This is a genomic window from Allobrachymonas denitrificans DSM 15123, assembly GCF_900110225.1.
GTDB classification, from domain to species: domain Bacteria; phylum Pseudomonadota; class Gammaproteobacteria; order Burkholderiales; family Burkholderiaceae_C; genus Brachymonas; species Brachymonas denitrificans.
The window spans coordinates 940,167-952,897 of record NZ_FOCW01000001.1; the positions used below are offsets into that span (position 1 = coordinate 940,167).

The 12,731-nt window shown below is 63.6% G+C and carries 14 protein-coding genes; 11 read left to right on the forward strand and 3 right to left on the reverse strand.

Annotation, left to right across the window (positions count from 1 at the left end; all coding sequences use genetic code 11):
- Positions 1–145: 145 nt before the first annotated feature.
- The 9 genes from lepA (at position 146) to BMW28_RS04335 (ending at position 8,884) form a co-directional block, all read left to right on the forward strand.
- The gene (gene lepA, locus BMW28_RS04295; protein ID WP_091814252.1) at positions 146–1,954 is read left to right on the forward strand and encodes a translation elongation factor 4; all 1,809 of its coding nucleotides are present in this window, start codon (positions 146–148) and stop codon (positions 1,952–1,954) included.
- A gap of 4 nt (positions 1,955–1,958) precedes the next feature.
- On the forward strand, positions 1,959–2,924 hold the full coding sequence (lepB, locus tag BMW28_RS04300) for a signal peptidase I (protein ID WP_091814254.1): 966 nt from the start codon (positions 1,959–1,961) through the stop codon (positions 2,922–2,924).
- Positions 2,925–3,043: 119 nt separating this feature from the next.
- The gene (gene rnc, locus BMW28_RS04305; RefSeq protein ID WP_091815486.1) at positions 3,044–3,781 is read left to right on the forward strand and encodes a ribonuclease III; all 738 of its coding nucleotides are present in this window, start codon (positions 3,044–3,046) and stop codon (positions 3,779–3,781) included.
- Positions 3,778–4,833: a GTPase Era gene (era, locus tag BMW28_RS04310; protein WP_091814256.1), complete on the forward strand. Its 1,056-nt coding sequence runs from the start codon at positions 3,778–3,780 to the stop codon at positions 4,831–4,833. Before rnc ends, era begins: the two co-directional genes overlap by 4 nt.
- A gap of 29 nt (positions 4,834–4,862) precedes the next feature.
- Positions 4,863–5,633, forward strand: coding sequence for a DNA repair protein RecO (gene recO / locus BMW28_RS04315; RefSeq protein WP_091814258.1), 771 nt, complete (start codon positions 4,863–4,865; stop codon positions 5,631–5,633).
- A complete protein-coding gene (locus BMW28_RS04320; protein WP_091814260.1) occupies positions 5,630–6,391 on the forward strand; it encodes a pyridoxine 5'-phosphate synthase in 762 nt (253 codons plus the stop codon). The genes recO and BMW28_RS04320 overlap by 4 nt, the downstream gene beginning before the upstream one ends.
- 21 nt (positions 6,392–6,412) lie before the next feature.
- A complete protein-coding gene (gene acpS, locus BMW28_RS04325) occupies positions 6,413–6,802 on the forward strand; it encodes a holo-ACP synthase (protein WP_091814263.1) in 390 nt (129 codons plus the stop codon).
- 81 nt (positions 6,803–6,883) lie between these two features.
- Positions 6,884–7,984 (forward strand): beta-N-acetylhexosaminidase, encoded by a 1,101-nt coding sequence (gene nagZ, locus BMW28_RS04330; protein ID WP_091814265.1) that lies wholly within the window; start codon positions 6,884–6,886, stop codon positions 7,982–7,984.
- A 48-nt stretch (positions 7,985–8,032) separates the two neighbouring features.
- The gene (locus tag BMW28_RS04335; protein WP_091814269.1) at positions 8,033–8,884 is read left to right on the forward strand and encodes a DODA-type extradiol aromatic ring-opening family dioxygenase; all 852 of its coding nucleotides are present in this window, start codon (positions 8,033–8,035) and stop codon (positions 8,882–8,884) included.
- Here BMW28_RS04335 and cutA read toward each other — a convergent pair.
- Positions 8,881–9,282: a divalent-cation tolerance protein CutA gene (cutA, locus tag BMW28_RS04340; protein ID WP_159430713.1), complete on the reverse strand. Its 402-nt coding sequence runs from the start codon at positions 9,280–9,282 to the stop codon at positions 8,881–8,883. The two genes, BMW28_RS04335 and cutA, sit on opposite strands and share 4 nt — an antisense overlap.
- A gap of 108 nt (positions 9,283–9,390) precedes the next feature.
- Between cutA and BMW28_RS04345 the strand changes: the two genes are divergently transcribed.
- Entirely contained in the window at positions 9,391–10,671 is a 1,281-nt protein-coding gene (locus tag BMW28_RS04345; RefSeq protein WP_091814274.1) for an RsmB/NOP family class I SAM-dependent RNA methyltransferase, read from the forward strand.
- A 128-nt stretch (positions 10,672–10,799) separates the two neighbouring features.
- Entirely contained in the window at positions 10,800–11,990 is a 1,191-nt protein-coding gene (locus BMW28_RS04350; RefSeq protein WP_091814277.1) for a DesA family fatty acid desaturase, read from the forward strand.
- A 154-nt stretch (positions 11,991–12,144) separates the two neighbouring features.
- On the opposite strand, the gene rpmG is transcribed toward BMW28_RS04350, so the two are convergent.
- Both rpmG and rpmB read right to left on the reverse strand, forming a co-directional pair.
- Complete coding sequence (rpmG, locus tag BMW28_RS04355; protein WP_091814280.1) at positions 12,145–12,315, reverse strand: 50S ribosomal protein L33; 171 nt, start codon at positions 12,313–12,315, stop codon at positions 12,145–12,147.
- A gap of 31 nt (positions 12,316–12,346) precedes the next feature.
- Positions 12,347–12,580, reverse strand: a complete 234-nt coding sequence (gene rpmB, locus BMW28_RS04360; RefSeq protein ID WP_091814283.1) for a 50S ribosomal protein L28 — start codon at positions 12,578–12,580, stop codon at positions 12,347–12,349.
- Positions 12,581–12,731 lie beyond the last annotated feature (151 nt).

Below are 12,731 nucleotides of genomic sequence, written 5' to 3' on the forward strand. Positions count from 1 at the left end.
GTGACCCTGTCGTGCCACAGGGCGCAGCCTTCCCAGTTTTCCCGGCACTATTCGGTCCGCGCTGACGCTGTGCACAAGCGGCAGTGCAGGCCGGGGTGTGGCCCACCCCTAGATTTCTGCCCTCAGGGCCTGCCATTCACTGTTCATGAACCACATCCGTAATTTTTCCATCATCGCGCACATCGACCACGGCAAGTCGACGCTGGCAGACCGCCTGATCCAGCGTTGCGGCGGCCTGGCCGAGCGCGACATGGAGGCCCAGGTGCTTGACTCGATGGATATCGAGAAGGAGCGCGGCATCACCATCAAGGCGCAGACCGCCGCGCTGCAGTACAAGGCGCAGGATGGCAAGATCTACAACCTGAACCTGATCGATACCCCCGGCCACGTCGACTTCTCCTATGAAGTCAGCCGCTCCCTGTCCGCCTGCGAAGGCGCGCTGCTGGTGGTCGATGCCAGCCAGGGCGTGGAAGCGCAGACCGTGGCCAACTGCTACACCGCGCTCGATCTGGGCGTGGAAGTGCTGCCCGTACTCAACAAGATGGATCTGCCGCAGGCCGATCCCGACAACGCCAAGGCCGAGATCGAGGACGTGATCGGCATTGACGCAGGCGATGCCATTCCCTGTTCTGCCAAGTCCGGCATGGGCATCGACGAGATCCTTGAGATGATTGTCGCCAAGGTGCCGGCGCCGCGCGGCAACCCGGAGGCCCCCCTGCGCGCCATGATCATCGACAGCTGGTTTGACAGCTATGTCGGCGTGGTGATGCTGGTGCGCGTGGTCGATGGCCGTCTGCAGAAGGGCGAACGCTTCAAGATGATGGCTTCGGGCGCTGCCTACGATGCCAACAACATCGGTGTGTTCACGCCGGCCAACCAGCCGCGCGAGTCGCTCGAGGCGGGCGAGGTAGGCTACATCATTGCCGGTATCAAGGAGCTGAAGGCCGCCAAGGTGGGCGACACCATCACGCTCGAAAAGAAGCTGCCCAACAACCTCGGCCCGGCCGAAAAGGCACTGCCTGGCTTCAAGGAAGTGCAGCCGCAGGTGTTCGCAGGTCTGTACCCGACCGAAGCCAACCAGTACGACGCGCTGCGTGACAGCCTGGAAAAGCTCCAGCTCAATGATGCTTCGCTGCATTTCGAGCCCGAGGTGTCGCAGGCGCTGGGCTTCGGCTTCCGCTGCGGTTTCCTGGGCCTGCTGCACATGGAAATCGTGCAGGAGCGCCTGGAGCGCGAATTCGACATGGACCTGATTACCACCGCGCCCAGCGTGGTGTACGAGGTGGTCAAGGGCGATGGCGAGGTCATCATGGTGGAAAACCCCTCCAAGATGCCCGATGTCGGCCGCATCCAGGAAGTGCGCGAGCCCATCGTGACCGTGCACCTGTACATGCCGCAGGATTACGTGGGCCCGGTGATGACGCTGGCCAACCAGAAGCGCGGCGTGCAGATGAACATGCAGTACCACGGCCGCCAGGTCATGCTGACCTACGAGCTGCCGCTGGGCGAGATCGTGCTCGACTTCTTCGACAAGCTCAAGAGCGTGTCACGCGGCTATGCGAGTATGGACTACGAGTTCAAGGAATACCGTCCGTCCGACGTGGTCAAGGTCGACATCCTGCTGAACGGCGAGAAGGTCGATGCGCTGTCCATCATCGTGCACCGCACGCAGGCGCAGTACCGCGGCCGTGCCGTGGTGGCCAAGATGCGCGAGATCATCAGCCGCCAGCAGTTCGACGTGGCGATCCAGGCGGCCATCGGTGCCAACATCATTGCGCGCGAAACCGTGAAGGCGCTGCGCAAGAACGTGCTGGCCAAGTGCTACGGCGGTGACATCACGCGCAAGCGCAAGCTGCTCGAGAAGCAGAAGGCGGGCAAGAAGCGCATGAAACAGATTGGTTCGGTCGAGGTGCCGCAAGAAGCGTTCCTGGCCATTTTGCAAGTGGAAGACTGAACGCATGCCTTTTCTGACTGCATTGGTTCTGGGTGGTTTCGTCGCCTACATGGCGGGCTGGTACTTCGGCGCGATCGAGGGCAACATGGCCTTGCTGCTGTTCATGGCAGTGTGCGTCACTGGCGTCTACTGGATCGCCGAGAAGTTCTGGTTCCAGCCGCACCGCCGCAAGGCCGCGGCCGATTTCGAGATCGCCCAGAGCCAGCGTGAAGCCAGTCTGGCCGCCAAGGGCGTGACCGGCGACAACGTGAACGTGGCGCAGACCAAAGAACGCCTGCTGGCACAGCCCTGGTGGCTGGACTGGACGGCGGGCCTGTTCCCGGTGATCCTGGCCGTGTTCCTGCTGCGCTCGTTCGCCTACGAGCCGTTCAAGATTCCCTCCGGCTCCATGATTCCTTCGTTGCTGATCGGTGACCTGATCCTGGTGAACAAGTACGAGTGGGGCCTGCGCATGCCGGTGCTGAACAAGAAGATCACCCAGGGCACGCCGGTGCAGCGTGGCGAGGTGATGGTGTTCCGCTACCCGCCCAAGCCCAGCGTGGACTACATCAAGCGCGTGGTGGGCCTGCCGGGCGATACCGTGAGCTACATCGACAAGAAGCTCAGCGTGAACGGCAAGGAAATCGACCATACGCCGCTGCCCGATTTTCTGGATGAGAGCACCATGCAGTACTACCAGCAATTCCAGGAGCAGCTGGGTACGCATACGCACCGCATCCTGATTGACGCGAACCGTCCCGCCGGCATTCCGGTGCTGGAAGACTTCCCGCAGAGTGAGAGCTGCCGCTACAGCATCGAGGGCGTAACCTGCAAGGTGCCGGCTGGCCATTACTTCGTGATGGGCGACAACCGCGACAATTCCGCCGACTCCCGCTTCTGGGGCTTTGTGCCCGATGACCACATCGTCGGCAAGGCGGTCGCCGTCTGGCTGAACCTGGGCGACCTCAAGCGCATCGGCCGCATCGAGTGACGCTGACCGGGCTGCTGCATTGCGGCGGCACGGCGATTCGTGTATTGTTTCCTGCAACCTGATTCTCCCTTTTGACGAGTCATCTCTCCTTGTCTGGCACACCTGCTACTTCCCATCCGCTGGACCAGCTTGCGCGACGCATCGGCCATGCGTTTGCCAACCCGGCCCTGTTGCAGCGCGCGCTGACGCACCGCAGCTTCTCGGCCGATCACAACGAACGGCTTGAATTCCTTGGCGACTCGGTGCTGGGTCTGGCGATTTCCAGCCTGCTCTACAGCAAGCTGGAACAGGCGCCGGAAGGGGACCTCTCCCGCATCCGCGCCAACCTGGTCAAGCAGGACAGCCTGCACCGCGTTGCCGTCAAACTGGATGTGGCCTCTTCGCTCCGGCTGGGCGAGGGCGAACTGAAGTCGGGCGGCCTCAAGCGCCCGTCCATCCTGGCCGATGCCTTCGAAGCCGTGATCGGCGCGGTGTATCTGGATGCGGGCTATGCGCCGGCCGAAGCCGTGGTGCACCGCCTGTTTGCCGATGTCGACATCAGCAGCAGCATGTCTGCCGCAGGCAAGGACCCCAAGACCGCGCTGCAGGAATGGCTGCAGGGCCGCAAGCTGGCGCTGCCCAGCTACCAGGTGGCCGATATCGAGGGCGCCGCCCATCAGCAGACCTTTGTGGTCGACTGCCTGATCGAAGCCCTGCAGGTGAGCGAGCGCGGCAGCGGCTCCTCGCGCCGCGCCGCCGAACAGGATGCGGCCAGCAAGGCCCTGCAGCGCTTGCAGCAGGCCTATCCCCAGGGCAAGTCGGTTGCTCGCACACTTTCCATCCGCACCCGCAGCGCGGGGCAACGCAAGGCGCCATGAACCAAGATCCCGTTTTTCCCGATTCCCGCTCCGATGACAAGGGTGAGCTTGCGCCCGATGTGGCCAGGCAGCTGGAAAAAATTCTTGGCCGTGCTCCGGCCACCGGTGGTGCGCCTGCTGCCGATGTTGCGGCGACCGAAGCCGGGGAGGGCGCAGGCCTGCCGCATTGCGGGCTGGTTGCCATCGTCGGCAAGCCCAATGTGGGCAAGTCCACGCTGCTGAATGCGCTGGTCGGCCAGAAGATCAGCATCACCTCGCGCAAGGCGCAGACCACGCGCCACCGCATCACCGGCATCCGCAGCGAAGGCACCAACCAGTTCGTGTTTGTCGATACGCCCGGTTTCCAGACCCGTCATGGCAATGCCCTGAACAAGTCGCTCAACAAGGCCGTGACCGGTGCCGTGGCCGATGTGCACGTGGTGCTGTTCGTGGTCGAGGCCGGCCATTTCAGCCTGGCCGATGCCAAGGTGCTGTCGCTGCTGCCGGCCGATGTGCCGGTGCTGCTGATCGCCAACAAGCTGGACAACGTGCATCGCCGCAGCGAGATCGCGCCCTGGCTGCGTGACATGCAGGAGCGTCACCCGTTCGCCGAGTTCGTGCCCATGTCGGCCAAGAACCCCAAGGACATCCAGCGCCTGCTGGAGATCACCGCCAAATACCTGCCGCAACAGGACTGGTGGTACGGCGCCGACGAGCTCACCGACAAGAGCGAGAAGTTCCTCGCCAGCGAGATCGTGCGCGAGAAGCTGTTCCGCCTGACCGGCGACGAGCTGCCCTATACCTCCACGGTGGTGATCGACAAGTACGAGGAAGAGCCGGGCAAGAAGGTGTCACGCATGGTGCGCATTGCTGCCACCATCGTGGTCGAGCGCGATGGCCACAAGGCCATGGTGATCGGCGACAAGGGCGAGCGCATCAAGCGCATCGGCATGGAAGCACGCCAGGAGCTGGAAAAGCTGATGGATGCCAAGGTGTTCCTGGAGCTCTGGGTGAAGGTGCGTTCCGGCTGGGCTGATGACGAAGCGCGCGTGCGCTCGTTCGGCTACGAATAAGCCGTGGCCGCTGCCCTGCGGAGGGTGCCGTGGCACTGAAGCGCATCACGCACGAACCGGCGTTCGTGCTGCACCGCTATGACTGGAGCGAGAGCAGCCTGATTCTGGAGGTGTTCACGCGCCACCATGGCCGTACTGCGCTGGTGGCCAAGGGGGCCAAGCGGCCCAGTTCCAACTTCCGGCCGGTGCTGCTGCCTCTGCAGCCTCTGCAGCTGACTTACAGCAGCGATGGCGAAATCGGCACGCTCAAATCCGCAGAATGGGTGGGCGGCCATGTGATGCCGACCGGCGAAGCGCTGCTGTCCGGCTATTACCTGAACGAATTGCTGATGCGCCTGCTGGCGCGGGACGACCCCCATGCGGCGCTGTTCGACAGCTATACCACTGCCGTCGCATTGCTGGCGCAGGATGCCGCCGCGACGACCGAGGTGCTGGAGGCCGTGCTGCGTGCCTTCGAACTCACGCTGTTGCGCGAGGTCGGCGTGTTGCCGGTGTTCGATGTGCAGACGCTGACCCACAGGCCCGTACAGGCGGATGACCGCTATGTGCTGCTGCCCGAAAGTGGCCTGCGTCAGGCGCAGCCCTCCGAGGCACGGCAGGCACTGGCCGGACAGCACTGGCTCGTCCTGCAGCAGGCCATGGACGACAGCGCTCCTCTGCACGCCTTGCTGCACCTCTGTATGGAACAACGGGAGCTGGCACAAGCCCTCAAGCAGCAGTTGCGTGGATTGCTGCATTACCATTGCGGCGTCGAGACGCTGCGTACGCGTCAAATGATGTTGGAGCTACAGAAACTATGAGTCAGCCGGGCAAGACGAGTCTGTCGGTCAATGTGAACAAGGTTGCCTTGCTGCGCAACACACGCCATCTGGGCATTCCCAGTGTCACGCGCGCAGCCACGCTGTGCCTGCAGGCGGGGGCCGACGGCATCACCATCCATCCCCGTCCGGATGAGCGCCATATCCGCGCCGGTGACGTGACGGATCTGGCGGCACTGATGCGCGACTGGCCCGAGCGCGAATTCAACATTGAGGGCAACCCGACACAGAACCTGATGGGTTTCATCCGTGATACCCGGCCACACCAGGCCACCTTCGTGCCCGACAGCGAAGACCAGTTCACCAGCGACCATGGCTGGGACCTGAACGACCCTGCCGTGCGCGAGCGCCTGCGCCCGTTGATCGATGAATGCCACGAGCTGGGCGTGCGCGTCAGCCTGTTCATGGATGCCGATCCGCAAGCCATGACAGCGGCACGCCAACTGGGCGCTGATCGCGTCGAACTCTATACCGAACCCTATGCCGCCGCCTGGGGTACGCCTGAGCAGGCTGTGCAGCTGCAGCGCTTTGCCGCCGCTGCGCAGGCCGCGCTGGATGCCGGCCTGCAGGTCAATGCTGGCCACGACCTGAACCGCGACAATCTGGCCGCCTTCGTGCGCGAAGTGCCGGGGGTGAGCGAAGTGTCCATCGGCCATGCGCTGGTTGCCGATGCGCTGGAGCTGGGCTACGACGCCACGGTGCGCGACTACCTGCGTTGCCTGCGCGAAGGCGGGCGCTGATCCATCCAGGAGGGCAGGCGCATGATCTACGGCATCGGTAACGACATCTGCGATATCCGCCGCCTGCGTGCCACGCTGGAACGGCGCGGCGAGCGCTTTGCCGAAACGGTGCTCGGCCCGCAGGAGCTGCAGGTCTACCACCAGCGCCAGGCGCGCTGGGCCGATCGCGGCGTACGCTATCTGGCCACGCGCTTTTCGGCCAAGGAGGCCTTCAGCAAGGCCATCGGCCTGGGCATGCGCATGCCCATGAGCTGGCGCCGCTGCGAAATCCTGAACCTGCCCAGCGGCCAGCCGCACATCGTGCTGCATGGCGACTTGCAGCGCTGGTTTGCCGAAAAGGGCCTGCAGGCCCATGTCAGCATCACTGACGAATCGGATTACGCTGCCAGCTTTGTCATCGTCGAAAAGTGACGACTGACAATCCCTGAAGCGCACAAAGGCGTGGGCCTTGCGCCACAATAAGCGACAGTACGACTTACAGAGCCCGAGACCATGCATCACGCCCCCCTGATCATCGACATTGCCGGTACCCGTCTCACTGCCGTGGATCGCAAGCGCCTGCAGCATCCGCTGGTCGGGGGCGTCATCTACTTTGGTCGCAACTGGCAGGACCGTGAGCAGCTCACTGCCCTCAGCGCCGCGATCAAGGCGCTGCGCCCCGATCTGCTGATTGCGGTGGACCATGAAGGGGGGAGGGTGCAGCGTTTTCGTACCGATGGCTTCACGCCGCTGCCGCCCATGCGCGCACTGGGCCGGATGTGGCGCCATGGCAAGGACGGCAAGGCGCGCTTGGGCAAGCATGCCCTGGCCGCCGGGCGCGCCGCCACGGCCTGCGGCTACGTGCTGGCTTCCGAGTTGCGCGCCTGTGGCATCGATTTCAGCTTCACCCCGGTGCTGGATCTGGACTATGGCAGCAGCAGTGTCATCGGCGATCGCGCCTTCGACTCCGATCCGCGCGTGGTTGCCTCGCTGGCGCGCAGCCTGATGCTCGGGCTGCTGCAGGCCGGCATGGGCAACTGCGGCAAGCATTTCCCGGGCCATGGCTACGTCAAGGCCGACTCGCATGTCGCCATTCCGGTCGACAGGCGCGGCCTCAAGACCATCCTCAAGGAGGATGTGCTGCCTTACGGCTGGCTTGACAACGCGCTCACGGCCGTGATGCCGGCCCATGTGATCTACACCAAGGTGGATGAGGCGCCCGCAGGTTTCAGCAGCCGCTGGATCAATGACATCCTGCGCGGCCAGCTGGGCTTCCACGGCGCAGTCATCAGCGACGACCTGAGCATGCAGGGCGCGCGCCAGATTCGCGGCCAGTCCCTTACCCATGCCGAAGCCGTGCTGGCCGCCCTGCGCGCCGGCTGCGATCTGGCGCTGCTGTGCAACCAGAGCCTGGATGGCGGCAAGGTGCTCGATCAGGTGCTCGACAGCGTGAGCGAGGCGGTGGTCAAGGGCCAGTGGGAACTGAACGACGTGAGCGAGGAGCGCCGTCGCGCCTTGCTGCCGCAAGCCCCTGCCATGCCGTGGGAGACGCTGATGCGCAATCCTGCCTATATCTCTGCGCTGGAAACCCTCTCCACGGTTTACGCAGACTGAAGCCGAACAGGCGAGGCGCTGCCTGCTTTCGCCAAACAGGAGACATTCATGTCCGATTCATCCCGTGTGCCGCAAGACACGGCAGTATTTCCCGCGCTGTTCATTTCGCACGGCTCCCCCATGTTCGCCCTGGAACCGGGGCAGGCGGGCGCTGCCTTGCGGGCGCTGGGGCAGGCCCTGCCGCGTCCGCGTGCCGTCCTGGTGCTCTCTCCGCACTGGATGACCCGTACGCTGCAGGTCGGCGCGCATCCGCAACCGCACACCATCCACGACTTTGGCGGATTTCCGGACGCACTGTATGCACTGCAGTATCCGGCGCCGGGCGCATCGCGGGAGATGGTAGACGAGCTGGTCGAACTGCTTGCGAGCCGGAATGTCCCGGTGCAGCTGGAGCCTGAAGGCGGTCTGGACCACGGAGTCTGGGTCCCGCTGATGCATCTGTATCCCGAGGCCGATGTTTCGGTGCTGCACCTGTCCTTTCCTTCCAGCCTCACGCCGGAAACCGCCCATGCGCTCGGAACCCTGCTTGCGCCCTTGCGCCAGCAGGGCGTCTTCATCGTGGGTTCCGGCAGCCTGACACACAACCTGCGCGATTTCTTTGGCGGCAGCGGCGATACCCAGTACGTTGCCGCATTTGCCCAGTGGATCGCCGAAACCCTGCAGCACGGACATACGGCGGCCTTGCTGGACTACCGCGCGCAGGCGCCGTTTGCTGAACGCAGCCACCCCACCGATGAACACCTGCTGCCGCTGATGTTCGCCTGGGGCGCTGCCGAAGGGGCGACAGCCGGTCCGGCTTTCCGTTTGCCGGGTGAGCAGGTCGGCTCGCTGCAGATGGACAGCTATCTGTTCGGAGCCTCGGAGGGTCTGCGTAACGCGCTCGCGGGCATAGCGCGCTAATTCGTCGCGTTTGCGTTGCCGCCGGCTGGCCGTGTGCCAGCCGTTTCGTCCAGCAGCCATTGCGCATAGTCGGCATCCACGGCGAACAGCGGCTGCACATGCAGTTCCGGCACCGTGTAGCTGTGCAGGGTGCGAATGGCCTGTTTCAGTGGCTCGACCAGTTCCCGGCGGGTCTTGCAGCTCAGGCGCCATTCCTGTCCCTCGCCTACTGCGCCTTCCCAACGGTACACGCTCTCGATGGCGCTGATCTGCACGCAGGCTGCCAGTCCCTGTTCCACCACGGCATGAGCCATGGTGCGAGCAAGTTCCCTGTCGTCGATGGTGGTGATGACCGCCACTGCGGAGGAGGAATCCGGGATGGCAGCATCAGGGCAGGGGAGGCGGGTGACGGGGGACATGGTCAAACCTTGCGTCAGATCAGAAACAGGGGAATCGGCGCCAGCTACCCGGAAGGGAATCCTGGGCAGGGCTCTCTGGTACGGTCTGGCATGAGAAAATAGCAAGTTATGCATCCCAAAGCCCTTCTGGATCATTGTGCCGCATTGCTGGCGCAGGTTCTGCGATTCGATCATCCTGCCGACGCCGTGGTGTCGCGCTATTTCCGAGAAAACCGGCAGCTGGGTCAGCGCGAGCGTGCGACCCTGGCCGAGACCGTCTATGCCGTGCTGCGACGCAAGGCCTATTTTGAGCTGCTCGCCCGCAGCGGCAGCGGACCGAAGGAGCGCCGTCTGGCCATCCTGGGGTTTGCAGCTGACCGCGGCCTGCTTTCCGGCGCCCTCAGCCAGCAGGAAAAGGACTGGCTTCACAGCTGCGATACCGTGCAGGAAAGCGAACTGTTGCCCGTGCACCGGCACAACCTGCCGCAATGGCTGGCAACCGAACTGGAGGCGCAGCTGGGTGAGCGTTTTATGGCAGTCGCCGAGAGCTTTCTGGAACCGGCACCGCTCGACATACGCGTCAACTCCGTGCGTGCCAAGCGGGCAGAGGTGCAGAAGGCGCTGGCAGCCGAGGGCCTGGTGGCGCAACCCACCAGCTACTCCCCCTGGGGCCTGCGCCTGCAAGGCAAGCCCGGCCTGACGCGACTGGATCTGTACCAGCAGGGCAGCATCGAGATTCAGGACGAGGGCTCGCAGCTGCTCGCCCTGTTGCTGGATGCCCGGCGCGGCGAAATGGTGGTGGACTTCTGTGCAGGAGCCGGTGGCAAGACGCTGGCAATTGGCGCCACCATGCGCAACACCGGCCGCCTGTATGCCTTCGACGTGTCCGCACACCGTCTGGAAAATCTCAAGCCTCGTCTCGCCCGCAGCGGCCTGAGCAATGTGCATCCGGCTGCCATCGCGCACGAACGCGATGACCGCATCAAGCGGCTGGCCGGCAAGATCGACCGTGTGCTGGTGGACGCCCCCTGTTCCGGCTTGGGCACGCTGCGCCGCAATCCCGATCTCAAGTGGCGCCAGGATCCTGCCATCGTTGAGGAGTTCGCCGTGAAGCAGACGGCCATTCTGGCCAGTGCAGCGCGTCTGGTGAAGCCGGGAGGGCGGTTGGTGTATGCCACCTGCAGCGTGCTGCCCATGGAAAACGAGGTGATCGCCGATGCCTTCGGCGTGGCCAACCTCGGCTTCAGGCCGCTCAACGCCAGTGAACTGCTGACCCAACTCAAGGTGAGTGATGCAGCCTCGCTGTGCAGCCCCGCCAGTGGCGCAGTCGAGGCAGGGCGCTATCTGCGCCTGTGGCCGGACCTGCATGGCACCGACGGCTTCTTTGCCGCAGCATGGCAGAAGCTCTGAACCTGAACCAATCCGTCACACCTACGTAGTAACCGTTGCACTTGCAGCATGCCCATGCCATTGTGATGGTTGGCGGCCCTACCTACAATGAACCGGTTTACCCTGATACGAAGGTTTGTAGGTAGTTCATGGACAAGTTGCTCGATATCGTCGCCAATGGCCTGTTGCACGCCAGCTGGTGGCAGATGATTCTGGTGGTGCTGGCAGTCACGCATGTGACGATTGCCAGCGTCACCATCTTCCTGCATCGCCATCAGGCGCACCGTTCGCTCGAGCTGCACGCCCTGCCTTCGCACTTTTTCCGTTTCTGGCTCTGGCTCACCACCGGCATGGTGACCAAGGAATGGACAGCGGTGCACCGCAAGCACCACGCCAAGTGCGAACAGGCCGAAGACCCCCACAGTCCGCAGGTATACGGCATCCGCAAGGTGCTGCTGGAGGGCGTGGAGCTGTACCGTGCCGAAGCGGCCAACCAGGAAACATTGGAGCGCTACGGTCACAACACTCCCGATGACTGGCTGGAGCGCCACGTCTACAGCCGACATACCGTGCTGGGTGTTTCGCTGCTGCTGATGGCCTATCTGTTGCTGTTCGGTGTGGCCGGCCTGAGCATGTGGGCGGTCACCATGCTGTGGATCCCGGTCACCGCTGCCGGCATCATCAACGGCCTGGGGCATTACTGGGGCTACCGCAACTTCGAGGCACAGGACGCCAGCACCAATATTTCGCCCTGGGGCATCATCATCGGCGGCGAGGAATTGCACAACAACCATCACACCTATCCGACATCGGCCAAGCTGTCAGTCAAGCCGTTCGAGTTCGACATTGGCTGGATGTACATCCGCATCCTGGCACGACTGGGGCTGGCGCGGGTGAAGAAGACAGCTCCGCGTGCGCACTATGGCAGTGTCAAGCCGGTGGCAGACGAGCAGACCCTGCAGGCCCTGATTGCCAACCGCTACGAGCTGATGGCCGACTATGCGCGCCAGGTGCGTGCAGCCTGCAGCGCCGAGATTCAGGCGCTCAAGCAGCGTCAGGCCGATTTTTCGGCGATGCGCCTGGCGCGCCGCTGGCTGCCGCGCGACAGCGAGAAGGTGCCGGCCAGCGTGCAACCCCAGCTGGCGGCCACGCGGGCTGCCTATCCGGTGCTGGACAGCATGATCGCCATGCGCGAGGAGTTGCGCCAGCTCTGGGCCAACCAGAGCCTGTCGCGCGAACAGATGCTGCAGCAGCTGCAGGCCTGGTGCCAGCGTGCCGAGGCCAGCGGCATTGCGGCCCTGCGTGACTTCGCCTTGCGACTGCGCGCTGTGCAGGCATGAGCCTCACCGCCTGGACGGGCAGGGCGGCGCTTCGGCGCCGCTTTGGCTTTGCATGGTCTGCTGAGGGCGTTGCGGTTGTAGGCCAGGCATCCCGCACAGCCATAAAAAAACCGCCGGGCGTTTGCCAGGCGGTTCTTGGTGGAAAGGAGCCGAATTACTTCAGCTTGACTTCCTTGTATTCCACATGCTTGCGAGCCTTGGGGTCGAACTTCATGATCGACATTTTCTCGGGCATGGTTTTCTTGTTCTTGCTGGTGGTGTAGAAGTGGCCGGTGCCAGCTGTGGATTCCAGCTTGATTTTTTCGCGTCCGCCTTTGCTTGCCATGATGGTGTCCTTTCAGTCAGTAAGTGGGGGCTCAGGCCTGGCCACGGGCACGCATGTCGGCGAGCACGGAGTCGATGCCATTCTTGTCGATCAGGCGCAGGGCAGCGCTGGAAACGCGCAGGCGCACCCAACGGTTCTCGCTCTCGACCCAGAAGCGACGGTACTGCAGGTTGGGCAGGAAACGACGCTTGGTCTTGTTGTTGGCGTGGGAAACATTGTTGCCCACCTGCGGGCCCTTGCCCGTGACTTCACATTTGCGTGCCATGAAGCACTCCTTTGACTGGTTTGTTGGAATCAACAGCCCCGACAACGCTGGCCGGAACTGCACCTCGCCTGCGGTGAAGGCCGGTCAAGAAAACCTGCATCCACGCCATTGCAGACGGTCGATTGCTTTTTTGCCAAGCCTGCTGCAAAGA